This is a genomic window from Streptomyces sp. NPDC054872, from assembly GCF_053610705.1.
The window spans coordinates 73078-98763 of sequence record NZ_JBSGYY010000033.1 but is presented as its reverse complement, the minus strand read 5'-3'; the positions used below and the strand labels follow the sequence as shown (position 1 = coordinate 98763).

Genomic DNA, 25686 nt, shown 5'->3' with positions numbered 1-25686 from the left:
TGCCTCCGGCGGGGTTCTTCCCCAACCCCGCCCCTTCCCGGCTGTGACATGTGCGGCTCCGCCGAGATCGTCCTCAAACGCCGGACGGGCTGGATATCCGGGCCCGAAGCGGGGGAGAAAAGGCCGCATGGACAGCCACATAACCATCCGTCCCGCCGGCCCCGACGACATCCCCACTGTCCTCGCCCTCTTCGACGAAGCCGTCGCCTGGCTCGTCTCGCAGGGCCGCACCGGGCAGTGGGGCGACCAGCCCTGGTCGACCAACCCCAAGACCATCGCCCTGGTCGAGAAGTATCTGACCACCGGCTCCCCCTGGATCGCGGAGATCGGTGGGCTGCCGGTCGGCACGCTCACGCTGACGGACGGGCCGGGGTCGTACATCGCGCCGGTGGACGAGCCGGAGCGGTACATCCATCTGCTGGCGTCCCGGCACGGGACAGGTGCGGGCGCCGCCCTCCTCGCGCACGCGGCGGAGGAAACCCGGAGACAGGGGGTCTCCCTGCTCCGGGTCGACTGCTACGCGGGCGGCGACGGCAAGCTCGTCGCGTTCTACGAGCGCAACGGCTTCACCCGGACCGAGTCCTTCGTCGAACAGGACGGCACCTGGCCGGGCCAGATCCTGGCCCGGCGGGTGTAACCGGGTAGCGGCTCACGCCGCCGTCGCCAGCTCTCGCGGCACGAACTGCACGTGCTGCTGCCCGCGCCGCAGATCCACCTTGAGCCGCAGGTTCGCGGCGCGGGCCAGCATCAGGCCGACCCCGATCGCGGCCACGGCGCAGATGAGGCCGCCCGCGGCCATGCTCACGCGCACCCCGTACGCGTCGGCGAGCCAGCCGAAGAGCGGGCCGCCCAGTGGCGTGCCGCCGGTGAAGACCATCATGAAGAGGGACATGACGCGGCCCCGCATCTCCGGGTCGGTGGCCATCTGGACCGAGGAGTTGGCGGTGACGTTCACCGTCAGACCGAGGATGCCGATGGGGACGATCAGCGCCACGAACATCCACAGCTCGGGCGCGAACGCGGCCACGATCTGCAGGACACCGAAGGCGATGGCGGCCCCGGCGAGCAGCCTCAGGCGTGAGGTGCCGCGGCGGGCAGCGAGCAGCGCGCCCGCGAGCGAACCGATCGCCATCAGGGTGTTGAAAAGGCCGTACATCCCCACGCCGCCGTGGAAGATGTCGTCCGCGAAGGCGCTCAGCCAGATCGGGAAGTTGAACCCGAAGGTGCCGACGAAGCCGACGAGGACGATCGGCCAGATCAGCTCGGGGTGCTTGGAGACGTAGTTCAGGCCTTCCTTCAACTGTCCCTTGCCGCGCGGCTTGCGCGGGGTGGGGTGCAGCTCGCGGGTGCGCATCAGCATCAGGCCGGTGAGCGGCGCGAGGAAGGACAGGCCGTTGGCGAGGAACGCCCAGCCGGGGCCGACCGCGGCGGTGAGACCACTCGCCACGGCGGGGCCGATGAGGCGGGCGGACTGGAAGTTCGCCGAGTTCAGCGAGACGGCGTTGCGGACCTGGTCGGGTCCCACCATCTCGGACACGAAGGACTGCCGGGTCGGGTTGTCCACGACCGTGACGAGACCCGTGAAGAACGCCGCGAGGTAGACGTGCCAGACCTGGACGTTGCCGCTCAGGGTGAGCGCCGCCAGGAAGAGGCCGCTGATGCTCATCGCGCCCTGGGTGCAGAAGAGCAGCTTCCGTTTGGCGAATCGGTCGGCGATGACGCCGCCGTAGAGGCCGAACAGGAGCATCGGCAGGAACTGCATCGCGGTGGTGATACCGACCGCGGCCGAGGAGCCGGTGAGGCTCAGGACCAGCCAGTCCTGGGTGATGCGCGCCATCCACGTGCCGGTGTTGGAGACAACGGCGCCGGAGGCGAAGAGCCGGTAGTTGCGGATCTTCAGCGAGCTGAACATCGACGTCTTGGCGGCAGGGGACTTGTCGAGGGTGGTTGGTGCGGGGGCGGAGTCTGCTCCGGATCCCGTACTCAAAGTGCGTTCGCCTCCTTGGCGTCGTACGGCTCACGGCGGGTGGCCCGGAGTGAGTACTGCTTATAGGTGCGCGGGTTACAGGTGCGCGGGTTACAGGTGCGCGGGTTACAGGTGCGCGGGTTACAGGTGCGCGAGCTTCTCCAGGACGGGGGCCGCGGCGCGCAGTCGCGCCCACTCGTCCTCGTCCAGGTGCTCCGTCAGGCCGGCCAGCCAGGCGTTCCGCTTGCGGCGGCTCTCCTCGAGCATGGCCTCGGCCGTCTCCGTCTGGGTCACCACCTTCTGGCGGCGGTCCTCGGGATGCGGCTCGAGCCGGACGAGACCCTTGGCTTCGAGCAGCGCGACGATGCGGGTCATCGACGGCGGCTGCACGTGCTCCTTGCGGGCCAGCTCACCGGGGGTGGCGTGGCCGCAGCGGGCGAGGGTGCCGAGCACCGACATCTCGGTGGGGCTCAGCGACTCGTCGACCCGCTGGTGCTTGAGTCGACGGGACAGGCGCATCACGGCGGAGCGCAGGGAGTTCACGGCGGCGGCGTCGTCACCATGGGAGAGGTCCGGCATGTTCGTTAGAGTAACTCATTACTCTAGCTAAAGACCACCTGGTTTCCCGCGACGAGAGTCACGGAACCCTTTCGTCACCCATATGAGTGAGGTGGCCGCGGAAAGTGAGACACGGTCCGCGGAACGGCAGGGACCCTGGCACGCATGGGATCGACAGTGCTCAGCCTGCGAATAGACGGTGAGCTGCTCGACCGGCTCAAGCAGCACGCCGCCAAGAGGGGAATGAGCGTCCAGGACTACGTGGTCGGGACGCTCATCCGTGGCGACTTCGACGAGCGCTTCCAGAGCGCCGTCGAGGAGACGGAAAAGTTCTACGGGGCGGCCTGATGGCCGCCCCGTAGGCATGTACGCGAGACCGGGTCGACTCGGTTACGTGAGGCCGAGCGCCGGCATCAGGTAGTAGAAGGCGAAGACGGCCGACACGATGTACATCGCGGCCGGCACCTCACGGCCGCGGCCGGACGCCAGGCGCAGCACGGTGAACGAGATGAAGCCGATGCCGATGCCGTTCGTGATCGAGTACGTGAACGGCATCATCATCATCGTCAGGAACGCCGGGATCGCGATGGTGAAGTCCGCCCAGTCGATCTGGCCGATCGAGCCGGACAGGATCAGGAAGCCGACCGCGAGCAGCGCGGGCGTGGCCGCCTGCGACGGGACCATCGTCGCGAGGGGCGTGAGGAACAGCGCCACGGTGAAGAGGCCGCCGGTGACGATGTTGGCGAAGCCCGTACGCGCGCCCTCGCCGACGCCCGCCGTGGACTCCACGAAGCAGGTGGTGGCCGAGGAGGACGAGGCGCCGCCCGCGGCGACCGCGATGCCGTCGACGAACAGGACCTTGTTCATGCCCGGCATGTTGCCGTTGGCGTCGGTCAGCTTGGCCTCGTCGCCGACGCCCATGATCGTGCCCATGGCGTCGAAGAAGCAGGACAGGAGCACGGTGAAGACGAAGAGGATGCCGGTGAGCAGACCGACCTTCTCGAAGCCGCCGAACAGGCTGACCTGACCGACCAGGCCGAAGTCCGGGGTCGCGACGGGGTTGCCGGGCCACTCGGGCGTCGTCAGGCCCCAGGAGGGCACCTTCGCGACCGCGTTGACGATCATCGCGACGATCGTCATGACGACGATGCTGATGAGGATCGCGCCCGGCACCTTGCGCACGATCAGGCAGAGCGTGAGCAGCGCGCCGAGCACGAAGACGAGCACGGGCCAGCCGTTGAGGTGGCCGTCGCCGCCGAGCTGCAGCGGGACCGTGGTGTGCGCGGCGTCCGGGATGCGCGAGACGAAGCCGGCGTCGACGAGACCGATCAGCATGATGAAGAGGCCGATGCCGATCGCGATGCCCTTGCGCAGGCCCAGCGGCACGGCGCTCATCACGCGCTCCCGCAGTCCGGTCGCCACGAGCAGCATCACGACGAAGCCCGCGAGGACGACCATGCCCATCGCGTCGGGCCACGACATACGGGGCGCGAGCTGGAGGGCGACCACGGTGTTCACGCCGAGACCGGCGGCGAGCGCGATCGGGACGTTGCCGATGACGCCCATGAGCAGCGTGGTGAAGGCGGCGACCACGGCGGTCGCGGTCACCAGCTGGCCATTGTCGAGCTGGTGCCCGTACATGTCCTTCGCGCTGCCCAGGATGATCGGGTTCAGCACGATGATGTAGGCCATCGCGAAGAAGGTGGCGAAGCCGCCTCGGACCTCACGGGCGAGGGTCGAACCCCGCTCGGTGATCTTGAAGAAGCCGTCGATGCCACCCTGCGGGGGCTTCGGCGGCTCTTTGCTGGCGTCGACCGGGGTGGTGGCCGAGGAAGGCATGCGGGACCTCGTGGACTCAGAGAAACGCAGAGAAAGGGGGAAGATCGTCAAGCGGCGGTCATTGATCGATTTGTTTGTTCTTACGAAAACAACCAGCCATTAACGAGCGGTTTCAGTATGAATACATGAAGGGGAATTCGCTATCTCCGCGCGTAGACCCTTGTGGCGTCAGGGCACACCGACCCCCGCGGAGGCCCGCCCCGGCGGCTCGTAAGCTAGGCGCATGGAGAAGTGGACCCCCAAGCACGAGGCGCCCGAGCCCCTGGAGGGCCCCGTCGTCGCCACCATCACGGGCGGCACGATCCTCTGGTTCGTCCTCTTCCTGGTGCAGCTGCCGTTCTACGGCTGGTTCGACGACCGCGACGCCACCTGGTGGGTGTGGACCTGCCTGGCCGGAGCCGGCCTCGGCCTGATCGGCATCTGGTACGTGCGGGGCCGCGACGCGGCGATCAAGCGGGACGCGGCGCGCAAGGCGGCCCCGGCCGCCGAGTAGTCCGTTCGTCGCGCGGCCGCCCGCACGACCACGGGACTCCAGTACGACCACGGGACGGTCCGTCTCCTACCGTGGTCGGATCTTTGGGCCACTCAAGGGGTGAAGCCCCCGCCCCGCCCGTACCGTCGATGCCATGACGCATATCGACGCGGGCGCCGAACTCGACCCGGTCCACCCGGTGGCACCGCCCACCGGACGCGCGACGGGTCTGACCGCCGCCGAGGTCGCCGAGCGGGTCGCACGCGGCGAGGTCAACGACGTACCCGTCCGCAGCTCCCGGTCCACCACCGAGATCATCCGGGCGAACGTCTTCACCCGCTTCAACGCGATCATCGGCGTGCTCTGGGTGATCATGCTCTTCGTCGCGCCGATCCAGGACAGCCTCTTCGGCTTCGTGATCATCGCCAACACGGGCATCGGCATCATCCAGGAGCTGCGCGCCAAGAAGACCCTGGACGGACTCGCGGTCATCGGCGAGGCCAAGCCGACCGTCCGGCGCGACGGCACGGCGTCCGAGATCTCCACCTCCGAGATCGTCCTCGGCGACCTGGTGGAGCTGGGTCCCGGCGACAAGATCGTGGTGGACGGCGAGGCGGTCGAGACCGAGAGCCTTGAGGTCGACGAGTCACTCCTGACCGGTGAGGCCGACCCGGTCATCAAGAAGCCCGGCGACAAGATGATGTCGGGCTCGTTCGTGGTCGCGGGCGGCGGCGCGTTCACCGCCACGAAGGTCGGCCGCGAGGCGTACGCGGCGCAGCTCGCCGAGGAGGCGAGCCGCTTCACGCTCGTCCACTCCGAGCTGCGCACCGGCATCTCCACGATCCTCAAGTACGTGACGTGGCTGATGGTCCCGACCTCGATCGGCCTCATCATCAGCCAGCTCGTCGTCAAGGACGACAACTTCAAGGAGTCCGTCGCCTACACCGTCGGCGGCATCGTCCCCATGATCCCGGAGGGGCTCGTGCTCCTCACGTCGGTCGCCTTCGCGATCGGCGTCATCCGGCTCGGCCGCAAGCAGTGCCTCGTGCAGGAACTCCCCGCGATCGAGGGCCTGGCCCGCGTCGACACGGTCTGCCTCGACAAGACCGGCACCCTCACCGAGGGCGGCATGGACGTCACCGAACTGCGCCCGCTGAACGGCACGGACGAGGCGTACGTACGAAAAGTCCTCGGCGCCCTGGGGGAATCCGACCCGCGGCCCAACGCCTCGCTCCAGGCGATCATCGACGCCTACCCCGACCACGAGGAGTGGCGCTGCACCGAGTCGCTGCCCTTCTCCTCGGCCCGCAAGTACAGCGGCGCCTCCTTCAGCGAGGGCGACGGCAACACCTCGACGTGGCTCCTTGGCGCCCCCGACGTCCTCCTCCCCGACGGCGACCCGTCCCTCGCCGAGATCGAGGACCTCAACCAACAGGGCCTGCGCGTACTGCTGCTCGCCCGCGCCGCCGGTGAACTGGACGACCCTGACGTGGCCGCGGGGGCCCGCGCCACCGCCTTGGTCGTCCTGGAGCAGCGGCTGCGCCCGGACGCCGCCGACACCCTGCGGTACTTCGAGGAGCAGGACGTCAGCGCCAAGGTCATCTCCGGCGACAACGCGGTGTCCGTGGGCGCGGTCGCCGGGAAGCTGAACCTGCCGGGCGCGGAGAACACCGTGGACGCCCGCAAGCTGCCCGCGGAGCAGGGCGAGATGGCCGAGGCCCTGGACGCCAACTCCGTCTTCGGCCGGGTCACCCCGCAGCAGAAGCGCGACATGGTGGGCGCCCTCCAGTCACGCGGCCACACGGTCGCCATGACGGGCGACGGCGTGAACGACGTCCTGGCCCTGAAGGACGCCGACATCGGCGTCTCGATGGGCTCGGGCTCCGAGGCGACGCGGGCGGTCGCCCAGATCGTGCTCCTGAACAACAGCTTCGCGACACTGCCCTCGGTGGTCGCGGAGGGCCGCCGCGTCATCGGCAACATCACGCGGGTCGCGACGCTGTTCCTGGTGAAGACCGTCTACTCGGTCGTCATCGCGCTGCTCGTGGTCTGCTCGCAGGTGGAGTACTTGTTCCTGCCGCGCCACCTGACGCTCCTGTCCACCCTGACGATCGGCGTCCCGGCCTTCTTCCTCGCGCTCGCCCCCAACAAGGAGCGGGCCAAGCCCCACTTCGTACGCAGGGTCATGCGGTACGCGATCCCGGGCGGGGTCGTCGCGGGCGCGGCGACGTTCTGCACGTACCTCCTGGCACGCAGCCACTACTCGGGCGCGGGCGCGCGGGAAGCCGAGACCAGCGCGGCCACGCTTGCGCTGTTCCTGATCGCCATGTGGGTCCTCGCGATCATCGCCCGCCCCTACACGTGGTGGCGGCTCGGCCTCATCGGCACGATGGGTCTCGGCTTCCTGCTGGTGCTCACCGTGCCGTGGCTCCAGGACTTCTTCCAGCTGAAACTGGTCGGCACGACGATGCCGTGGGCGGCGGTCGCGATCGCGGCGGTGGCCTCGCTGATCATCGAGGTCATCTTCCGCTGGGTCGGCCGCCGCTTTCCGGCGTAGGTGCTTGTGGGCTGCTAGTTGACGTCCACGAAGTCGCTGGTCGACGTCACGGCCGGAGTCGTGGACGTACCGGCGAAGACGTAGCGGTAGTAGCCGTCCGCGGAGGCCGTCACGGTCGTCCTCAGGTTGCCCTTGGAGTCGGACGTGATGGTCTTGAGGGTGGAGTAGGAGGTCGCACCCTTCTTCTTGTACTGGAGCTTCACCGACTGCTTGGTGTAGCCCGCGTACTTCAAGGTGTCCCAGTTGGCGCGGGTCAGGGCGCCGGTGACCGTGAGGGTCTTGCCCTTCTTGACGGGCTCCGGGGAGGCGTTGGTGGTGAGGCGGGCGTTGCGCTGGATGCTGGCGTAGCCGACCGTGTCCTTGCTGATGGAGTCGGCGTCGTTGCCGATCGCGTACGCCGACACCTTCCACTTGCCGGCCAGGATGTTGCTGTAGAGGTCGAGCTTCGGGTCGGCGGTTACGTTGACCGTGCAGGTGGAGGTGGTCGCGTTGACGACCTTGCAGGTGGCCCCGGCCTCATCGGAGAAGAGCAGGCCGTCGACGTCGGTCTCGGCGTCCGAGCCGTGCCACAGGAGGGCATCGGCGTCGTAGATGCCCTCGGGGTCGGTCGCCGTGACGGCGATGGTGAACTTCTTCTTCTCGGTGGTGCCGACCACGATGTTCTTGCCGCCGTTGACGACGACCTTCGTGATCTTCGTGTCGCCGACGACCTCGTCGGCCGGTGCGTTGGCGGCGAAGGGCGCGAGCTTCGGGTCGTTCGGCCCGTCGGCGGCCTGGGCGGCCGGGACGACGAGGGCGGACAGGGCCAGGGTGCCGGTCAGTACGGCCACGGTGGCACGGATGCGCATGTGTTTCCCCAGGTGGGAAGGGGGCGCCGCGGTATATGGGGGTTGTCACGCGGAGCCCAGTGATCTAGGAGTCTGTTGACTCGGAAGATCAGACCCGCGACCCGCCCCTCTGGTTGTACGGGAAGTGAAGATTTTGTGACCGGGAAGGGGAGCGGGGGCTTCCGGCAGGGTTCGCCGGAAGAAGCGTTCGCCGGAAGCCGGTCGTCAAGCGAGCGGTCCGCTCCCCGCTGCTCAGTCGAACCAACGGTCCCGCTCCAGCTCGTCGGTCCGGGAGGGGTCTTCGAGCAGCGCCGCGACCTCGAAGCGGCGCGGCCACTGGCCCGCCGCCCACGCGAGTCCCGCGGCCACGCCCTCCAGCGTGGCGGCGTGGACCGTGCCGTCCGGCGTCCGGCGCCAGTCCAGCTCGACGCCGCCCGCGATCAGCTCCTCGTGCTCCACGTACGTCTCCGGGGTCCCGGAACCCAGCAGAATCCGCACCGGCTCCGGCACCGGATGCTCGGCGCCCTCCCCCGCGGGCTCCACCGCCGCCGTCTCGCTCAGCCTGCGCACCTGGAACAGCTCGGCCAGGTCGCCCGCCCTGCGGGGCTCCACGGGCAGCAGCGCCACGCCCCCCGCCAGCGGCAGCAGGTCGGGGGTGTCGGCGACGACCGCGTCCGCCACGTCGACGACCACGACGTCACCGTCCACCACGGCCCGTACCTCGTCCGGCAGCGTCACCTGCTCCGGGTCCAGATCGGCCAAGGCGCCGTACAGCGCGTGCAGTTGGGACGCCGAAACGGTCCTCTCCGGATCAGCGAGCCGTTCGAGCAGCTCCGCGGCGCCGCCGGGCTCCGCGAGGAGTGCGGCGACCGACGTACGGACGCCGAGCGCCCGCAGCACCTGCTCGTCGTCGAAGCCGGACGCGTCGGCCGCGTCGTAGAGCCCTTCGAGCAGCGGATCGCCGCCCGACGCCCGCAGACCGGCGGGACGCCGCCCGCCGAGCACCGGATTCCCGCGCAGCCACCACGCCGTGTACGAACGGACGCTCTCCGTCGTGCCGTCCGGGAGCAGGATCCGCAGCGGCTGCGTCAACGCGTCCCGCAGCGGCGGGCACGAGAGCATCGCGAGGGCCTGCGGCCAGCAGTCGTCGTCGACCAGGTCCAGGTCCCGTACGGCGATGATCTCGGTGGCGACCGGCGGGACGGGAGTCTCCGGCAGCCGGTCGAGGGTGTCCTCGCACCACACGTCGACCGCGTCGAGCAGCCCCGCGTCGTCGGGCTCGGCGAAGTCGCCCTCGCGCGGATCGAGTTCATCGGGGTCGAGTACGACGTCCGTGGCGCGGACGAGCGCGAAGGTGGCGAGCACCCCGCACGCGGCGAGGGGCTGCTCGCCCCAGCGCTCGGCCAGCTCGGCGTCCACCGTGGCGAGTTCGTCCTCGCGCATGACCTGAGCGAAGGGGCTGCCGGGGAAGACGAGTTCACCGGCGGGCGCGAGGTCGCCGTCCTCGTCGTCGGGGAGGGCGAGCGCGCCGAGCCAGGGCTCGTCGCCGGGCGCGAGGTTCGCGTCACGGACGAGCGCGAGCACGATGTCCGCGAGCTCGTCGGCGTCCGGGGCGTCCTCGTCCCACGTGTCGTCGTCGAGCGATGCGGCGACGGCGGCGCGGACCTGCGGGGTCGTCAGGACGGCGCGGGGCGTGGCGGGCAGGGCGCCGAGCTTCTCCAGGAGGGGGTGCACGGCGTCGGGGTGCGCGACCTTCAGACCGAGGCGGACCAGGGCCGCGGGGTCGCTGTCGTCGCCGATGACCGGCAGGAGGACCTGGCGGGGCCCGATGGTGGTGCGGCTTCCCCCAGAGCCGAAAGCCTGGGAGGTGCCCCCAGCGAGGGGGACGGGAAGCCCGGTCAAACGGTCGGGATCGACACCCGCGAGAGTGTCGTACAGCCGTCGCCACCAGCTCGGCTCCCGCTCGAGCCCCGCGAGGCGGTCGATCGCCTCGGTCAGCGGTACGCGGGCGACACCGAGGGTGCGCAGCTCGGCACGCCGTTCGAGCCCGGCGGGCAGCAGGCTGGGCAGGACGTCGGCGAGCACGCGTACGGTGTCGGCGCCCGCGCCCTCCACGACCTCGGCGTCACGCGGGCGCAGCGCGACGGGGACCTGCCACTCGGGTACGTCGGGGTCCTCTTGCGGGACGGCCTCCACCGCGGGCGGCAGGAAAGCGGTGCGGGGCAGCCGGTCGAGGATGGCCTGGCGCAGGGCGCCGTCGAGTTCGCTCTTGCCGAGCGGGCCGGGGACGAGGCTGATGATGCCTTCCCCGACGGGCCGCCAGGCGGCGAGGAGTTCGGCGTACGCGTCGGCCGCGCGCTGCACGAGGAAGTCGGTCAGCGGGCCCGGCGCCGCGTGCCGCCGTGTCGTGTCCAGCGGGAACGAGGCGATGAGCAGGGCGGGCACTCCGAGCGGCTCGTCGCTCGGGGTCGGCGCGTGCAGGACGGGGGCGCTGCGGGGAGCCTGCGGGGCGCCCTCGCGGTCGGTGGGGACGGCCCAGGTGACGGACCAGTGGGGGCGCAGCCGCTCCTCGACGGGCCGGTCGGCGAGAAGATCCTGCTCCAGGCCGCCCTGCCGGCTGACGGTACGCCAGCGGGTGTCGCCGTCACGGGTGTCGGAGACGTCCACGTAGCCGGGCTCGGCGGTGCGGCGCAGGGTGCGGGGGGCGTGGTCGCCGACCTGGACCGTCACTTCCGCGAGGCCGGGGAGAGCGAGGAGGAGCGCGTCATCGATGTCGCTCAGGAGCCGCAGGACGAGGTCCTCGGCGGCGGCGTCGCGCAGGGGCAGGATGACGACGCTGTCGTACCCCTCCGGGGCGGTCCCTTCGGCGGCGAAGGGCAGCCGCAGCAGGGGTACGTGGCCGTCGCGCCTGCGGATTTCATCTCCGAGGCCGGGGCTGAAGCGGGCCGTGTCGGCGGCGAGTTCGCGTGCCTCGCTCAGGGACCAGCGGACTCCGCCGGTACGTCCCACGAGGGCGGGCTCGTCGGAGACGGCGAGGACGGCGGCGAAGCCGACGCCGAAGCGTCCGACGGCGCCGTTGCCCTGATCCTCCCGCTTGGCGGAGGCGCGGAGGGTGGAGAGGGATTCGACGCCGGTGGCGTCGAGGAGGGCGCCGTTGTTGGCGGCGGCGAGTACGCCGTCCCGGAGGGTGAGGGCGAGTCGTCCCGGGGCCCCGGCCCTGGCCGCGGCATCAGCGGCATTCTGGGCGAGCTCGACGATCAGGCGGTCCCGGTAGCCGCCGAGGGCGAGGTCCTCCTCGGCGTTGGCGTCCTCCCGGAACCGGGCCGGGCTCGCCGCCCAGGCGTCGAGGACTCCCCGGCGGAGCCGTGCCGTGCCGAACGGGTCAGTGCCCTCGGCCGCCGGCCGCACGGTCTTGCTCACGGTGTCGTCTCCCTCGCTCGGTTCGCGGGGCGAACGGTATCGCGTCCTGCGGTTTTGCCCACCAGTGCGGGTCCCTGCGGGGGGGCTTGCGGCGGTGTCCTCTCCCGCGCTGCGCGCGGGGCATCCCCGCCCGTGCTCTTCGCGGCGCGGGGAGACCTGATCCTCGTCCCGGCGAACATCACCCCGCGCTCCGCGCGAATTTCCCCCACCCACCCACCCGATCACCCCGCAGCACGAGCCATCACGTAGGAGCCCCTCGCGGCGCGGGCAGACCCGATCCGCGGCCCGGCGGTCGCTTGAGCCCGCGCTCCGCGCGAATGCTCCCCGCCCACCCACCCGGTCACCCCGAAGCACGAGCCATCACGTAGGAACCCCTCGCGGCGCGGACAGACCCGATCCGCAGCCCGCTGGTCGCTTGAGCCCGCGCTCCGCGCGAATGCTCCCCGCCCACCCATCGCGAAGGGGCCCTGTGCGGCGCAGGGAGGGGGAGTTCCGTTCCACGGACCGGCAGACACCACCACGCGCTCCGCGCGGTTTCTCCCGGCAAACGGGTGGGTGGGCGGGGAAAATCCGCGCGCAGCGCGGACACGAGCGACCACCGGGCCTCGAGGCAGAAACCCGGCGCACGCCAACGACGCCAACCCCTACACCCCAGGGCAAACGGGTGGGTGGGTGGGGATGATCCGCGCGCAGCGCGGGCACAAGCGACCGCCGGGCCTCCAGGCAGAAAACCGGCGCACGCCAACGACGCCAACCCCTACACCCCAGGGCAAACGGGCGGGTGGGCGGGAAAAACCGCGCGCAGCGCGGGTACGAGCGACCACCGGGCCGCCAGGCAGAAAACCGGCGCACGCCAATGTCGCCAGCCCCTGCACCCCGGGGCAAACGGGTGGGTGGGTGGGGATGATCCGCGCGCAGCGCGGGCACGAGGGGCCGCCGCCACGCAGGCAGAGCGCGAGCGCACCCCCCAGCGAAAGCCCGCCAGGGCCAGGCCCCACGTAATCTCAGCTGTGGCCGAGATCCTCCGCCGCACCCTCCAGCGGGACCGAGCCCGAGTCGGGGGACGGGCGCAGGGGGAGGACGTCTACGCGGGTCTCGTCGAGGACGGGCGCGGCAGGCCGCGACGGCGTAGGCATCACGGCCGCCTCCGAGTGACCCCCGCAGCCGTACGCGAGGGAGACCACGTGCCCGTCCGCAGGACCGAACTCATTCGCGCAGACCCCGAACGCCTGCCCGAGCGATCCGCCGATCGGGGCAAGGAAGCCGCAGCTGACGCAGGACGCGGGCGCCGCCTGCGCCATCGCCGTCTTCGCGCCGTGTGACTCCTCCCAGCGATCGGCCGCGGCATGCAGGCCGTACCGGGACAGGACACGCGCCCGGCGCATGCCGAGCTCGTCCGCGAGCGCCGCGATGGAGCCACGCGCCGGCGCAGCCGGCAGCTCGGCGGGCGAGCCCGCCGTCACGTCCGCGTCCTCCGCCTCGACGAGCTCCGCCATCTCCTCGGAGAACACGGAGTTCGGCGGCGGCTCCTCCTCGCCGGAGTAGCCGGGCTCCAGGCGCAGATCCTCCGCGTCCGTGGGGAGCAGGTCCCCCGGGCCCATGTCACCGGGACGCAGCCGCTCGCTCCACGGCACCCACTCGGGGGCCAGCAAGGCATCCGGGCCGGGCAACAGCACCGTCTCGTCGAGCGTGACGACCTTGGCGCGCGAGGCGCGGGCCACCGTCACGGCCCAGCGCCAGCCCCGGTAGCCGAACTCCTTGCACTCGAACAGGTGCGTGACGACGCGGTCGCCCTCGACCACGACCTCGACATGCTCACCGACCACACCGGGCGCGGCGGCCTCCTCGGCCGCGTCGCGGGCCAGTCCCACCGCCTCGGCGCACAGGCGGTCGGGAGTACGCGGGGTACGCGGGGTACGGCTTCGCGTTGTCGCTGCGCTCACAGGTATCGCTTCTCCATTACGCCGTCTCACGAGTGCGCCACCCATACGCGGGAGTGCGGACGGAGCGGACCAAAGGGCCGCGTCGACGTCCGCGCCCGAACGTCCTCGGGCGCACCTACGTCATCCATTCTGCGGGATGACCGAGAGGCGCGCGGCCAAGAACAACCGCCGCAGGCGCGCTACGCACGCTACCTTCTCCTGGCCCCTGGGCCTACACCGGCGTGCGGCTGCCCTCCCCACCGAGCAGAGCGTTTCGCCGCTTCGCGGCGTTTCTCCCGCCCACCCACCCGTACAGCGCGCCTTTAGGGGGCACTATGACGAGGTGGCAGCCGCAAGGTCGTCGTCCCAGGGATACAGCGGACGGGGTCCGGTCCTGAACCGGTCCGCCCGCTGGGTCGGCCGTGCCCTGCACCTGCCCTTCACCGGCACGGCCCGCGGCATCCGCAAGGCCACGCACGCGCACGGCGCGGGCGAGTCGGGCCTCGGCAAGCTCATCGAACTGCACGCCGTGAACGGCGCGGGCGACGTCATGATCACGATCGCGCTCGCCTCCACCGTCTTCTTCTCCGTGCCGACGGACGAGGCCCGCGGCCGTGTCGCCCTCTACCTCGCCATCACCATGGCGCCCTTCACCCTCCTCGCCCCCGTCATCGGCCCCCTCCTCGACCGCCTCCCGCACGGCCGCCGGTACGCGATGGCCGCCGCGATGCTGGCCCGCGCCCTCCTGGCGCTGCTGCTGTCCGAGGCGGTGATCACCGGGAGCCTGGAGCTCTATCCGGCCGCGCTCGGCGTCCTGGTCGCCTCGAAGGCGTACGGGGTCGTACGGAGCGCCGTGGTGCCCAGACTCCTGCCCAAGGGGTTCTCCCTGGTCAAGGCCAACTCCAGAGTCACGCTCGGCGGGCTCCTCGCCACCGGGATCGCGGCCCCGATCGGCGCGGGGCTACAGGCGCTCGGACCACGCTGGCCGCTCTACGGCGCCTTCGTGATCTTCATCGTGGGGATGTTCCTGTCCATGTCTCTGCCGCCCAAGGTCGACTCGGCCAAGGGCGAGCACAAGGCGCTGCTCGCGGCCGACGAGGAACATCTGCATCTGCACGCGCGCGCCGAGGCCGCGTCGGACACGTCCAAGAAGCGTCGCCTGGGTCTGCGTACGGTCGGGCCCGCCGTCACCCACGCCCTCACCGCCAACGCCGCACTGCGGTGTCTCTCCGGCTTCCTCATCTTCTTCCTCGCCTTCCTGCTGCGCGAGGAACCGCTCGGCGGCCAGAGCGCCGCGGTGTCCCTGGGGATAGTGGGTGTCGCGGCCGGAGTCGGCAACGCGCTCGGCACCGCCGTCGGCGCCGGCCTCAGATCGCGGGCGCCGGAGGTCATCATCGTGACCGTCGTCGCCGTCGTCCTCGGCGTGGCCGTCACCGCGGCGGTGTTCTTCGGGGCCGTGGGTGTCGCCTGCCTCGGCGCGGTGGCGGGCTTCGCCCAGGCCATGTCGAAGCTCTCCCTGGACGCGCTGATCCAGCGGGACGTACCGGAAGAAGTACGGACCTCGGCCTTCGCCCGCTCGGAGACCCTGCTCCAGGTGTCATGGGTGGTGGGCGGCGGAATCGGCATGGCCCTGCCGCTGAACGGGTCACTGGGGTTCTCGGTGGCCGCGGCGATCGTCGCCGTCGGCTGGCTCTCGACCGTGCGGGGCCTGCTTTCGGCGGCCCGGCACGGCGGGAAGCGCCGCTCGCGGGTGGCGTGAGCCCGACAAATCAACGGGTGCGGCACGCCGCGACCCCCACGTGGCGGGACGGCACGGGGTGCCCGATAGCCTTCGCCCATGACCTCCCTGCTCCGCGGCGGAGCCGCACACGTCCTCAGCCCGGCGCGTCGCCGCCGTTCCGTGGCCGCCCTTGGCGCTGTCTCCGCCGGACTCCTCGTCCTGTCGGCCTGTGACAAGCCGACGCCGCTCGCCACCGTCACGGTCGGCAGCAACTCGGTGAACTCCGAGGCCTCCTGCTACAACGACGGCAAGGAGCTCGAGCAGTCCCAGCTGCAGGGCTGCCTCAAGGACACGGACGTCGAGTCCATCACGGTCGACCCCGACGAGAAGGTCCGCTTCGGCGTCGACCCCGAGGTCGCCGACAAGGGCTGGACGCTCCTGATGAACGGTCAGCCGCTCACCGAGGCCAGCAACAAGACCTACGTCGTCATCCCCGGCAGCGTCTTCTTCAACCAGCAGTACGGCGGCGGCAAGAACTCCACCACCGTCAGCCTGCTCGAAGGCGGCAAGGGCTCCACGGCCAAGGCGACCGGCCTGTGGTCGTTCAAGCTCAAGAAGGACTCCTGACCCTTCCCTTGGCTTCCACCCCTCGCGTACTGGTGGCCACCGCGGTCCCGGCCGAACGGGACGCGGTGGCCGACGTGCTGCCCCCTCACATGGACGCCGTCGCCGTCGGTGTCGGCCCCGCGGCAGCCGCCGCGCACACGGCGGCCGCCCTCGCGCGCGGCCCGTACGACCTGGTGATCTCCGCCGGGATCGGCGGCGGCTTCGGGCCCGACGCGCCTCTCGGCGCACTCGTCCTCGCCGACGAGATCACCGCGGCCGATCTGGGTGCCGAGACGCCCGACGGCTTCCTGCCCGTCACGGAGCTCGGGTTCGGGGCCGTCACCCACGCGCCGCCGCTGTCCCTCGTACGGGATCTGGCCGCCGCCTGCGGCGGTCTCATCGGCAGCGTCCTGACCGTCTCCACCGTGACCGGCTCCGCCGAGCGCGCCGCCGAGCTGCGCCGACGCCACCCGCGGGCGCTCGCCGAGGCGATGGAGGGTTTCGGCGTCGCCGAGGCGGCCGCCGCGTACGCACTGCCCGTCCTGGAGATACGCGCGATCTCCAACGCCGTCGGACCACGGGACCGCGCGGCCTGGCGGATCGGCGAGGCGCTCGGCGCGCTGGGAGAGGCGTTCGGGAAATTCGCGCCCGTACTGGAGAGTTGGAAACGGCATGACTGAATCGCCCGCGCAGGAAGCACACGACGCTCACGACGCGAACACCCTGCGGATCGCTTACTCGCCCTGCCCGAACGACACGTTCGTCTTCGACGCCTGGGCGCACGGCCGGGTGCCCGGCGCGCCCGCACTCGATGTCACCTTCGCCGACATCGACATCACCAACGGCATGGCCGAGCGCGGCGAGCTCGACGTCCTGAAGGTGTCGTACGCCGTGCTGCCCTACGTCCTCGACGAGTACGCGCTGCTGCCCTGCGGCGGTGCGCTCGGGCGTGGCTGCGGGCCGCTGGTCCTGACCCGCGAGGCGGGCGTCGACCTCAGGGGCAAGACGGTCGCGGTGCCGAGCGAGAAGTCGACGGCGTATCTGCTGTTCCGGCTCTGGGCCGCGGACACCCTGGCCGGTGACGGCGTGGGCGAGATCGTGGTGCTGCCCTTCGACCAGATCATGCCCGCGGTGCGGGACGGCAAGGTCGACGCCGGGCTCGTCATCCACGAGGCGCGCTTCACCTATCAGAATTACGGCCTCAACTGCCTCGCCGACATGGGCGAGCACTGGGAGCGGACGACGGGCCTGCCCATTCCGCTGGGCGCGATCATCGCCAAGCGGTCCCTGGGCGAGGAGCGTCTGCGGCAGCTCGCGGACAGCGTCCGTACGTCGGTGCGAATGGCCTGGGACGACCCCGAGGCCTCGCGGCCCTACGTGCAGGAGCACGCGCAGGAGATGGATCCGGCCGTCGCCGACCAGCACATCGGGCTCTACGTGAACGAGTTCACGGCCGATCTGGGCGAGAACGGCTACGCGGCGATCCGCGGACTCCTGACCCGCGCCGCGGCGGAGGGGCTCGTACCGCCCCTCGCGCCGGACGCGCTCACCTACGTCTAGAAAGTACCGATACGACCAGAGGCCACCGGCTTCTACACGTCCAGTTGGTCCGCCACCGCCCGGAGCAGGCCGGCGATCTTCGCGCCCGACGCCTTGTCGGGGTAGCGGCCCTTCTCCAGCATCGGCGTGATGTTCTCCAGGAGTGTCGTCAAGTCCTGGACGATGGACGCCAGTTCGTCCGGCTTGCGCCGCTGCGCGGCCGCGACGGACGGCGTCGGGTCGAGGATCGTCACCGACAGGGCCTGGTCACCGCGCTGACCGGCGACGACGCCGAACTCGACGCGCTGGCCGGGCTTGAGTGTGTCGACACCTGCGGGCAGTACGGAGGAGTGCACGAAGACGTCGCCGCCGTCATCGCGGGAGAGAAAGCCGAAGCCCTTCTCGCTGTTGAACCACTTGACCTTGCCGGTAGGCACCTGAAGTCCTCGTCCTCGTACTTGTCGTCGAACGCGTCTATGCCGCGGAAAACGGCTCTGGATAGCACTACAGCGGGTCGCCCGACCCGCCGGAACCAAGACTATTGGTCCGGGGGCCGGTGACAAGACGTCCCCGGATTCTTCCTTCGCGCTGGGAACTACCCTGGTGGGGTGCGTGACAAAACCCAAGCGAATTCCGCCGGACCGGGCGATGGCCTGGTCCGTACCGGAGCGATCGTTTTCTTCGTCGGAGCCGTGGCCACTCTGGTCACGGTGGCCCCACTGTTCCTCGGCACCGACCCCTTCCCGTCCATCGCGTACGCGGTGTGCATGCTGATGGGCGTCGGATTCCTCATCGCCGGGGCAGGAGTGCTGCGCGGTATCGCCGTGCAGCGCCTCCCCCGAGCTCTTGATGAGCAGGGAGGGACCCCCACGGCGAAATCCGCGGCTACCTGACGGCGCCGCCCGCGACGTGGGCGTCGAGCCAGGCCGGGAACTCCGTCAGGTCCGTGAGCACGACGTCCGCGCCCGCCGCGCGCAGTTCCGCTGCGTCGCACGGCCCGGTGGCCACCGCGACGGAGAGCGCGCCCGCCGTACGCGCGCCGCGTACATCACCGGTGTGGTCACCGACGTACACCGCCGCGTCGTGCTCGCGCAGCGCCTCCGCCTTCGCCTCGGCCCACAGCCAGCCGATCACCGCGTCCGCCTCGATGCCCAGGTGCGCCAGGTGGAGCTTCGCGTTCGGCTCGTGCTTGGCGGTCACCACGATCGCCCGGCCGCCGTGGGCGCGCACGGCGGCCACCGCCTCACGGGCGCCGGGCATCGCGAGCGTGGGGGCGATGGCGTATGTGGGATAGATCTCACGGTAGCGGTCGCCCATCTCCTGGATCCGGTCGGCGGGGAACCAGTTGCGCAACTCCTCCTCGAGCGGCGGCCCGAGCCGGGTGACGGCGAGGTCGGCGTCTATGTACGTCCCCGTCTCGGCGGACAGGGCCACGTAGGCCTCCCTGATGCCGGGGCGGGAGTCGATCAGGGTCATGTCGAGGTCGAAGCCGACCGTCAGTGCGCGTGACGTCATGAGGCCATTGTGCAGAGGCCTGACCGCCGGATGACCGGCGCTGGGGCCGCCCCTATTCTTAGCCAAGCCTTACCGAGCTTCCCCGCTCAGCCCCCACCGATCCGAAACGAGCTCAGCCGATGCGTGTGCCAGCCGGACGCGTTGTCGCGATGACGGCAGCCGTGGTGGCCCTGCTGCTCGCGGTCCTGCTCAGCCTCTCCGTCGGCGCCCGCGCCATCGCGCCGTCCGCCGTCATCGACGCCCTGCTGCACGGCGGGCACAGTGACGCCGCCGACGTCGTCCGCGAGATGCGGGTGCCGCGCACGCTCATCGGCCTGATGGTCGGCGCCGCGCTCGCCCTGGCCGGCACGGTCCTTCAGGGCATCACCCGCAACCCCATCGCCGACCCCGGCATCCTCGGCGTCAGCCAGGGCGCGTCGGTGGGTGTGGTCATGGCGATCGCGTTCGCGGGCGTGCACACGCTGACCGGATACGTCTGGTACGCCTTCGTCGGCGCGGGCATCGCGTCCGTCGCGGTGTACGCGATCGCCGCGAGCGGGAGGGGCGGGGCGACCCCGGTGAAGCTCGCACTCGGCGGCGCCGCGATCAATGCCCTGCTCGTGTCCGTGACCACCGGGATCCTCACCACCAAGGCATCGGCCCTCGACGAGTTCCGCTTCTGGCAGGTGGGCTCGCTCTCCGGGCGTGACGCGGAGATCGTCGGGCAGATCTGGCCGTTCCTGCTCGTGGGGCTCGTGCTGGTGCTGTCCGTGGCACGCGGGCTCGACGCGCTCGCACTCGGCGAGGACGTGGCCAAGGGGCTCGGCCAGAAGGTCGCGACCGTGCGGATCGTCGGGGGGCTCGGGGCGACCGTGCTGACCGGTGCGGGCGTCGCGGCCGCCGGGCCCATCGCGTTCATCGGGCTCGCGGTCCCGCACATCGCGCGAGCGATCGTGGGCAGCGGACACCGCTGGGTGCTGCCGATGGCCGCCGTGCTCGGGCCCGTCATGCTTCTCGTCTCCGACACCGTGGGGCGCGTGATCTTCCCGCCGAGCGAGGTGCCCGCCGGGGTGATGACCGCGCTGATCGGGGTGCCGTTCCTGGTGACCCTGGTGCGCCGGAAGGCGGTGGCAGCGTGACGGCCCGTTTCCCTGGTGGGCAGGCGTTCCGCAGGGCGATTGGGGCCTCCCCTGCTCAAACGAAGTTGAGAGCTTGGGGAAGGGTGGGCACCACCCTTGATGCGGGCCGGCCGGTAAAGCTGCGTCCAGCAGGGTATTCCGTACTGCGGCTACGGAAAGCCGCGTTCCTCGTGCACCGCCGGGCAGCGGCAGCCGCAGTCGCCCTCACCCTGCTCCTGGCGGCAAGCTGCCTCGCGTACCTCTGCGTCGGCGAGTCCTTCGTCGCGCCCGGCGAAGTCCTGAAGGTCCTGACGGGGCAGCCGTCGCCGGACGAACTGGTCGTGGGAACGCTGCGCGAACCCCGCATGGTCGTAGGCCTCCTCGTCGGCGCCGCCTTCGGCGTCGCGGGCGGGCTCATCCAGACCGTCGCCCGCAATCCGCTGGCCAGCCCCGACATCATCGGCATCAGCCAGGGCGCGAGCGCCCTGACGGTGGGGGCGATGACCTTCGGCGTCACGTCGGCCGCCGTCCTGCCCTACCTCTCGGTGCTCGGCGGCGTCGCGGCGGCCGCCCTCGTGTACGTCTTCGCCTGGCGCGGCGGCCTGCACGCGACCCGCTTCGTGCTCATCGGCATCGGCTTCGCGATCGCCCTGCGGTCCATCACCACGCTCTTCATGACCAAGGGCGACTATCTCGTCGCCCAGCAGGCGCAGATCTGGATGACGGGCTCCCTCAACGGCCGCGGCTGGGCGGAGGCCGCGCCGCTCGCCTGGACCCTGCTCGTACTGCTGCCGTTCGTGTTCTGGGCCGCCCGCGCCCAGCGCTCGGTGACCATGGACGACGACACGGCGACCGCGCTCGGGGTGCGCCTGGGACACGTACGCCTCGGTCTCGTGCTGCTCGGCGTCGTCCTGGCGTCCGTGGCGACCGGCGCCGCCGGTCCCGTCGACTTCGTGGCGCTCCTCGCCCCGCAGATCGCCCGCCGCCTCACCCGCACCGCGCAGATCCCGCTGCTCTGCTCGGCCCTGACCGGCGCACTCATCATGGTCCTCGCCGACCTCCTTGCCCGGCGGCTCTTCTCGCCCACCGAGCTGCCGGTCGGCGTGCTCACGGCGGCCGTCGGAGCCCCGTACCTGATCTGGCTGATCGTCCGAAGTCACGGCGCCCGCAGCCGTTCCGTGAGCAATGGAGGCACCTCGTGACCGCCGCCCGCCTCAGCGCCCGCGAGCTGACCCTCGCCTACCAGGACCGCGAAGTCGTGCACGAGCTCGAACTCGCGGTGCCCGACGGCAAGGTCACGGTCATCGTCGGCCCCAACGCCTGCGGGAAGTCGACGACCCTGCGCGCGCTCGGCCGCCTCCTCAAGCCCAAGAGCGGCGCGGTCCTGCTCGACGGCGACGCGCTCGCCAAGCTGCCGACCAAGAAGATCGCCCAGCAGATCGGGCTGCTCCCGCAGACACCCGTCGCACCCGAGGCGATCACCGTCGCCGACCTCGTCGCGCGCGGACGCCAGCCGCACCAGCACTGGTGGCAGCAGTGGTCCGACGAGGACGAGCGGGCCGTGACGGAGGCGATGGAGCGCACCGACGTCGCCGTGCTCGCCGGGCGGTCCGTCGACGAACTGTCGGGCGGTCAGCGCCAGCGGGTGTGGATCGCGATGGCCATCGCGCAGGAGACGGACATCCTGCTCCTGGACGAGCCGACGACGTATCTCGACATCGCGCACCAGGTCGAGGTCCTCGACCTGGTGCGCCAACTGGCCGCCGACACCCCGGACGGCGGCCGCGGCCGGACCGTGGTCGTCGTGCTGCACGACCTCAACCAGGCCGCGCGGTACGCCGATCACCTCGTCGCCATGAAGCAGGGCCGCATCGTCGCCGAGGGCGCGCCCGACGACGTCGTCACCGAGGATCTCGTGCGCGAGGTGTTCGGTCTGGACTGTGTGGTGGTACCGGATCCCGTGACGGGGTCGCCCCTGGTCGTCCCCGGGGCCCCGTGGGCCGCCGACGCGCGCCCGCACACCTCGTCCGACCGAAAGGTGGCCCCCGGACCATGACCGTCAAGAGCAGCTCCCCGCACCGCCGCCGCGCCCTCACCGCCGGGGCTCTCGCCCTCGGTGGCGCTCTCGCGCTCTGTGCCTGCGGATCGTCGGACTCCGGCAAGGAGGACGCCCGTTCCGGCGGGACGCACGTCGTGAAGACCGCCATGGGTGACGTGAAGGTCCCCGTCGCCCCGAAGCGTGTCGTCGTCCTCGACACGGCCGAGCTGGACTCCGCGATCACGCTGGGCGTGAAGCCGGTCGGCTCCACGCACGTCGAGGCGTCGTCGGGCTTCCCCGGCTACCTGCCCGAGGACAAGGTCAGCGGCATCAAGGACGTCGGCGAGATGCTGAACCCGAACATGGAGGCCATCGCGGCCCTCGAACCGGACGTCATCCTCACCAGCAAGATCCGGCACGCGGCCAAGTACGAGCAGCTCAAGCAGATCGCGCCGACGGTGATGACGGAGAACACCGGCCACCCCTGGAAGGCGAACTTCCAGGTGCACGCCGACGCGCTCGGCAAGAAGGCCGAGGCCGAGAAGGTCGTCTCCGCGTACGACGCGCACGCCGAGAAGGTCACCACCGCGGTCGGCGGCCCGGCGAAGGCCGAGGCCACGGAGGTCAACGTCGTGCGCTTCGTGGAGGGCGCGGACATCCGCATCTACGGCGAGCGGACGTACATCGCCACGCTCCTCGACGACGTGGGTCTAGGCCGCCCCGCCATCGCCGCCAAGGCCAAGGACGGCTTCTCGTACGACGTGTCGCCCGAGAAGATCGACCTCGCCGACGCGGACGTCATCTTCCGTTCCACGTACGGCGATCCGAAGAAGTCCAGGCAGACACAGACCGTCGGCAGCAGCCTGTGGAAGCGCATGGACGCGGTGCGGCAGGGCAACGTCCACACCGTCGACGACGAGCTGTGGATCCAGGGCATCGGCTACACGGCGGCGAACAAGATCCTGGACGAGATGCAGGCGGCTCTGACCAAGGCATGACGGAGGAATGACGAACGAGGCGGCGCACTCCGACCGGTGTCGGTGTGCGCCGCCTCCAGGGTGTCCGGCCCGCCGTGTCGCGGCGGTCACTTGGGGTCGTCGTTGAACTTCGCGGTCGCCCAGAAGTAGCCGAGCAAGGTCAGTCCCAGGCACCAGCCGACGGCCAGCCAGCCGTTGTGGCCGATCTCGGTGCCGAGCAGGAGGCCGCGGAGGGTCTCGATGGCGGGGGTGAAGGGCTGGTACTCGGCGATGGGCCGGAACCAGCCCGGCATCGAGTCGACCGGGATGAAGGCGCTGGACAGGAGCGGCAGCAGGATCATCGGCATCGCGTTGTTGCCGGCGGCCTCGGCGTTCGGGCTGACCAGGCCCATGCCGACCGCGACCCAGGTGAGGGCCGTGGCGAAGAGGACGAGCAGTCCGAAGGCGGCCAGCCACTCCAGGACGGTGGCGTCGGTGGAGCGGAACCCGATGGCCACCCCGACGGCGCCGACGAGGACCACGCTTATGACCGTCTGGATCACGCTGCCGACGACGTGCCCGACGAGCACCGAGCCGCGGTGGATCGCCATGGTGCGGAAGCGGGCGATGATGCCTTCGGTCATGTCGTTCGAGACGGAGACCGCGGTACCGATCACGGTGCTGCCGATGGTCATCAGCAGGATGCCGGGAACGATGTAGGCGATGTAGTCGGAGCGGTCCGCGCCGCCGATGCCCGTGCTCATCACGTCGCCGAAGATGTAGACGAAGAGCAGGAGCAGCATGACCGGCGTGAGCAGCAGGTTCAGGGTGAGGGAGGGGTAGCGCCGGGCGTGCAGGAGGTTGCGGCGCAGCATCGTGGACGAGTCGCGGACGGCGAGGGAGAGGGAGCTCATCGGACGTTCTCCTTGGTCTTGTCGGTCTGGGCGGGGACGTGGGCCGGGCCGGTGAGGGCGAAGAAGACGTCGTCGAGGTCGGGGGTGTGGACGGTCAGTTCGTCGGCCTCGATGCCGGACGAGTCGAGCCGGTCGAGGATGACGCGCAGCTCGCGCTGGCTGCCGTCGCTGGGCAGTTGGAGGGTGAGGGCCTCGTCGTCGCGGGTCACGTCGTGCAGGGCGAGGGCGGCGGACCGGTAGGCGGCCGGGTCGGTGAAGCGCAGGCGTACGTGGCCGCCGGGGATCAGTCGCTTGAGCTCTTCCGCGGTGCCTTCGGCGGCGATCTTGCCGTCGTTCAGGACGGCGATGCGGTCGGCGAGTTCGTCGGCTTCTTCCAGGTACTGGGTGGTGAGGAAGACGGTGACGCCGTCGGAGACGAGTTCGCGGATGATGGCCCACATGTTGTGGCGGGAGCGGGGGTCGAGGCCGGTGGTGGGCTCGTCGAGGAAGATGATGCGCGGGCTGCCGACCAGCGTCATGGCGATGTCCAGGCGGCGCTTCATGCCGCCGGAATAGGTCGAGGCGGGCTTCTTGGCGGCTTCGGTGAGGTCGAAGCGCTCCAGGAGTTCGGCGGCGACCTGCCGCCCCTCGCTCTTGGAGAGATGGTGCAGATCGGCCATCAGGAGCATGTTCTCCTCGCCGGTGATCAGCCCGTCGACCGCGGAGAACTGGCCGGTGACACCGATCGCGGCGCGGACGGCCTGGGGTGCGGTGGCCAGGTCGTGGCCGCCGACGCGCAGGTCACCGGCGTCGGCGGTGATGAGGGTGGAGAGGATCTTCACGGCGGTGGTCTTGCCGGCGCCGTTCGGGCCGAGCAGGGAGAAGACCGTTCCTTGCGGGACGGCCAGGTCGATGCCGTCGAGCACGGTCTTGTCGCCGTAGGACTTGCGCAGCCCGTTCGCGGCGATGGCCAGGTTCGTCATGAGGAGTGCTCCTAAAGGGCTGCGGGTCGGCTGCCGGTCGGCTGCCGGGGTCAGATGCTGCGGGCGGTGATGTCGCCGTAGGCGGTGGTCGCGTGGATGTTCAGGCCCGCGGCGGCGCCTTCGGCGTTCTGGAGCGTGTTGTGGATCCGGCCGTAGGAGGTGCCGGCGTCCAGGGAGGCGGAGACCCCACGGGCCGCGCCGACCGCGATCTCGCCGGACTCGGTGCGCAGGGTGACCGTGCCCTGCACGGCCTCGCCGACGGTCAGGTCGCCCTTCTGCGTGCTGATCTCCGCGGGCCCGCCGAGGCGGCCGACCGTGATGTCACCGGCCTGGAGGGCGAGGCGGGCGCTCGCGGTCTCGTCGAGCTTGACCGTGCCCTGCGCGCCCTCGAGGACGACGTCCCCGAGCCGCCCCACTCCGCGGAGGTCGGCGGCGGCGGTCTTCGCCTCGACGTGGGATCCGGCGGGCAACTGGACGGTCACCTCGACCGATCCGGAGCCGTTGCCGAGGATGCCGTGCTTCGCCGGTGCCGCCGCGATGCGCAGGACACCGTCGGCGTACTCGACCGTGGTCTGCTCGGCCGCCGTCACGTCGCGGCTCATCGAGGCGCTCGCGGGCCGGACCTCGACCGCGGTGTCGGCCCGGTCGGCGGCGATGAGGCGGATGTGGCCGGCGGGGATGTCGATGACGGCGGAGATCGGGGTGGGGGTGTCGAAGTTCTGCATGGTGTGTTCCTTCGGGTTGTTGTTCCGGTCGTTGTGTCGGTCGTTGTTTCCGA

At 70.8% G+C, this 25686-nt stretch carries 24 protein-coding genes; 13 read left to right on the top strand and 11 right to left on the bottom strand.

From position 1 onward, the window contains the following. Nucleotides 1-127 precede the first annotated feature (127 nt). Complete coding sequence (locus tag ACWGIH_RS32220; RefSeq protein ID WP_453448637.1) at nucleotides 128-637, top strand: GNAT family N-acetyltransferase; 510 nt, start codon at nucleotides 128-130, stop codon at nucleotides 635-637. 12 nt (nucleotides 638-649) lie between these two features. Here ACWGIH_RS32220 and ACWGIH_RS32215 read toward each other — a convergent pair whose 3' ends face one another. Together ACWGIH_RS32215 and ACWGIH_RS32210 are read right to left on the bottom strand one after the other, a co-directional pair. After that, the gene (locus tag ACWGIH_RS32215; RefSeq protein ID WP_453448636.1) at nucleotides 650-1987 is read right to left on the bottom strand and encodes an MFS transporter; all 1338 of its coding nucleotides are present in this window, start codon (nucleotides 1985-1987) and stop codon (nucleotides 650-652) included. A 120-nt stretch (nucleotides 1988-2107) separates the two neighbouring features. Then, nucleotides 2108-2545, bottom strand: a complete 438-nt coding sequence (locus ACWGIH_RS32210) for a MarR family winged helix-turn-helix transcriptional regulator (RefSeq protein ID WP_190083830.1) — start codon at nucleotides 2543-2545, stop codon at nucleotides 2108-2110. Between the two features lie 144 nt (nucleotides 2546-2689). Between ACWGIH_RS32210 and ACWGIH_RS32205 the strand changes: the two genes are divergently transcribed. Next, nucleotides 2690-2872, top strand: coding sequence for a ribbon-helix-helix protein, CopG family (locus ACWGIH_RS32205; protein ID WP_363211910.1), 183 nt, complete (start codon nucleotides 2690-2692; stop codon nucleotides 2870-2872). A 42-nt stretch (nucleotides 2873-2914) separates the two neighbouring features. Here ACWGIH_RS32205 and ACWGIH_RS32200 read toward each other — a convergent pair whose 3' ends face one another. Next, nucleotides 2915-4363: an NCS2 family permease gene (locus ACWGIH_RS32200; protein WP_453448635.1), complete on the bottom strand. Its 1449-nt coding sequence runs from the start codon at nucleotides 4361-4363 to the stop codon at nucleotides 2915-2917. A 223-nt stretch (nucleotides 4364-4586) separates the two neighbouring features. On the opposite strand from ACWGIH_RS32200, the gene ACWGIH_RS32195 reads away from it, so the two are divergent. Continuing rightward, complete coding sequence (locus ACWGIH_RS32195; RefSeq protein ID WP_451214821.1) at nucleotides 4587-4856, top strand: DUF2530 domain-containing protein; 270 nt, start codon at nucleotides 4587-4589, stop codon at nucleotides 4854-4856. Between the two features lie 133 nt (nucleotides 4857-4989). Further along, complete coding sequence (locus ACWGIH_RS32190) at nucleotides 4990-7392, top strand: HAD-IC family P-type ATPase (RefSeq protein ID WP_453448634.1); 2403 nt, start codon at nucleotides 4990-4992, stop codon at nucleotides 7390-7392. A 14-nt stretch (nucleotides 7393-7406) separates the two neighbouring features. Here the strand turns inward: ACWGIH_RS32190 and ACWGIH_RS32185 are convergent, their stop codons facing one another. The 3 genes from ACWGIH_RS32185 to ACWGIH_RS32175 all read right to left on the bottom strand — a co-directional run bounded on the left by ACWGIH_RS32185 (nucleotide 7407) and on the right by ACWGIH_RS32175 (nucleotide 13582). Beyond that, nucleotides 7407-8240: a DUF5707 domain-containing protein gene (locus ACWGIH_RS32185; RefSeq protein ID WP_453448633.1), complete on the bottom strand. Its 834-nt coding sequence runs from the start codon at nucleotides 8238-8240 to the stop codon at nucleotides 7407-7409. Nucleotides 8241-8471: 231 nt separating this feature from the next. Then, nucleotides 8472-11639, bottom strand: a complete 3168-nt coding sequence (locus ACWGIH_RS32180; RefSeq protein WP_453448632.1) for a sacsin N-terminal ATP-binding-like domain-containing protein — start codon at nucleotides 11637-11639, stop codon at nucleotides 8472-8474. 1004 nt (nucleotides 11640-12643) lie between these two features. Then, nucleotides 12644-13582 carry a DUF3027 domain-containing protein gene (locus ACWGIH_RS32175; protein WP_453448631.1) on the bottom strand — a complete coding sequence of 313 codons (939 nt, stop codon included), beginning with the start codon at nucleotides 13580-13582 and terminating at the stop codon, nucleotides 12644-12646. A gap of 322 nt (nucleotides 13583-13904) precedes the next feature. Here ACWGIH_RS32175 and ACWGIH_RS32170 point away from each other — a divergent pair, with 322 nt between their 5' ends. From ACWGIH_RS32170 to ACWGIH_RS32155, 4 genes are all read left to right on the top strand, one after another. Then, complete coding sequence (locus tag ACWGIH_RS32170) at nucleotides 13905-15320, top strand: MFS transporter (protein WP_453448630.1); 1416 nt, start codon at nucleotides 13905-13907, stop codon at nucleotides 15318-15320. A gap of 78 nt (nucleotides 15321-15398) precedes the next feature. Then, the gene (locus ACWGIH_RS32165) at nucleotides 15399-15908 is read left to right on the top strand and encodes a DUF2771 domain-containing protein (RefSeq protein WP_453448629.1); all 510 of its coding nucleotides are present in this window, start codon (nucleotides 15399-15401) and stop codon (nucleotides 15906-15908) included. Next, nucleotides 15878-16567, top strand: a complete 690-nt coding sequence (locus ACWGIH_RS32160; protein ID WP_453448628.1) for a futalosine hydrolase — start codon at nucleotides 15878-15880, stop codon at nucleotides 16565-16567. Before ACWGIH_RS32165 ends, ACWGIH_RS32160 begins: the two co-directional genes overlap by 31 nt. Then, entirely contained in the window at nucleotides 16560-17447 is an 888-nt protein-coding gene (locus tag ACWGIH_RS32155; RefSeq protein ID WP_453448627.1) for a 1,4-dihydroxy-6-naphthoate synthase, read from the top strand. Before ACWGIH_RS32160 ends, ACWGIH_RS32155 begins: the two co-directional genes overlap by 8 nt. 32 nt (nucleotides 17448-17479) lie before the next feature. Here the strand turns inward: ACWGIH_RS32155 and ACWGIH_RS32150 are convergent, their stop codons facing one another. Further along, the gene (locus tag ACWGIH_RS32150; RefSeq protein ID WP_055701393.1) at nucleotides 17480-17863 is read right to left on the bottom strand and encodes a cold-shock protein; all 384 of its coding nucleotides are present in this window, start codon (nucleotides 17861-17863) and stop codon (nucleotides 17480-17482) included. A 171-nt stretch (nucleotides 17864-18034) separates the two neighbouring features. Between ACWGIH_RS32150 and ACWGIH_RS32145 the strand changes: the two genes are divergently transcribed. Then, the gene (locus ACWGIH_RS32145; protein ID WP_453448626.1) at nucleotides 18035-18319 is read left to right on the top strand and encodes a hypothetical protein; all 285 of its coding nucleotides are present in this window, start codon (nucleotides 18035-18037) and stop codon (nucleotides 18317-18319) included. Here ACWGIH_RS32145 and ACWGIH_RS32140 read toward each other — a convergent pair. Beyond that, nucleotides 18312-18941, bottom strand: a complete 630-nt coding sequence (locus ACWGIH_RS32140) for an HAD family hydrolase (RefSeq protein WP_453448625.1) — start codon at nucleotides 18939-18941, stop codon at nucleotides 18312-18314. The genes ACWGIH_RS32145 and ACWGIH_RS32140 overlap by 8 nt on opposite strands. Before the next feature lie 119 nt (nucleotides 18942-19060). Here ACWGIH_RS32140 and ACWGIH_RS32135 point away from each other — a divergent pair, with 119 nt between their 5' ends. The 4 genes from ACWGIH_RS32135 to ACWGIH_RS32120 all read left to right on the top strand — a co-directional run bounded on the left by ACWGIH_RS32135 (nucleotide 19061) and on the right by ACWGIH_RS32120 (nucleotide 23074). Next, on the top strand, nucleotides 19061-20059 hold the full coding sequence (locus tag ACWGIH_RS32135) for a FecCD family ABC transporter permease (protein WP_453448624.1): 999 nt from the start codon (nucleotides 19061-19063) through the stop codon (nucleotides 20057-20059). An 83-nt stretch (nucleotides 20060-20142) separates the two neighbouring features. After that, a complete protein-coding gene (locus ACWGIH_RS32130) occupies nucleotides 20143-21240 on the top strand; it encodes a FecCD family ABC transporter permease (protein ID WP_453448623.1) in 1098 nt (365 codons plus the stop codon). Further along, complete coding sequence (locus tag ACWGIH_RS32125) at nucleotides 21237-22094, top strand: ABC transporter ATP-binding protein (protein WP_453448622.1); 858 nt, start codon at nucleotides 21237-21239, stop codon at nucleotides 22092-22094. Before ACWGIH_RS32130 ends, ACWGIH_RS32125 begins: the two co-directional genes overlap by 4 nt. Beyond that, nucleotides 22091-23074, top strand: coding sequence for an ABC transporter substrate-binding protein (locus ACWGIH_RS32120; RefSeq protein WP_453448621.1), 984 nt, complete (start codon nucleotides 22091-22093; stop codon nucleotides 23072-23074). The genes ACWGIH_RS32125 and ACWGIH_RS32120 overlap by 4 nt, the downstream gene beginning before the upstream one ends. A gap of 86 nt (nucleotides 23075-23160) precedes the next feature. Here the strand turns inward: ACWGIH_RS32120 and ACWGIH_RS32115 are convergent, their stop codons facing one another. The 3 genes from ACWGIH_RS32115 to ACWGIH_RS32105 are packed head-to-tail and all read right to left on the bottom strand — an operon-like array spanning nucleotide 23161 to nucleotide 25633. After that, the gene (locus ACWGIH_RS32115) at nucleotides 23161-23946 is read right to left on the bottom strand and encodes an ABC transporter permease (RefSeq protein ID WP_453448620.1); all 786 of its coding nucleotides are present in this window, start codon (nucleotides 23944-23946) and stop codon (nucleotides 23161-23163) included. Continuing rightward, complete coding sequence (locus tag ACWGIH_RS32110) at nucleotides 23943-24908, bottom strand: ATP-binding cassette domain-containing protein (RefSeq protein WP_453448619.1); 966 nt, start codon at nucleotides 24906-24908, stop codon at nucleotides 23943-23945. Before ACWGIH_RS32110 ends, ACWGIH_RS32115 begins: the two co-directional genes overlap by 4 nt. A 50-nt stretch (nucleotides 24909-24958) precedes the next feature. Next, nucleotides 24959-25633: a DUF4097 family beta strand repeat-containing protein gene (locus tag ACWGIH_RS32105; RefSeq protein WP_453448618.1), complete on the bottom strand. Its 675-nt coding sequence runs from the start codon at nucleotides 25631-25633 to the stop codon at nucleotides 24959-24961. Nucleotides 25634-25686: the final 53 nt, after the last annotated feature.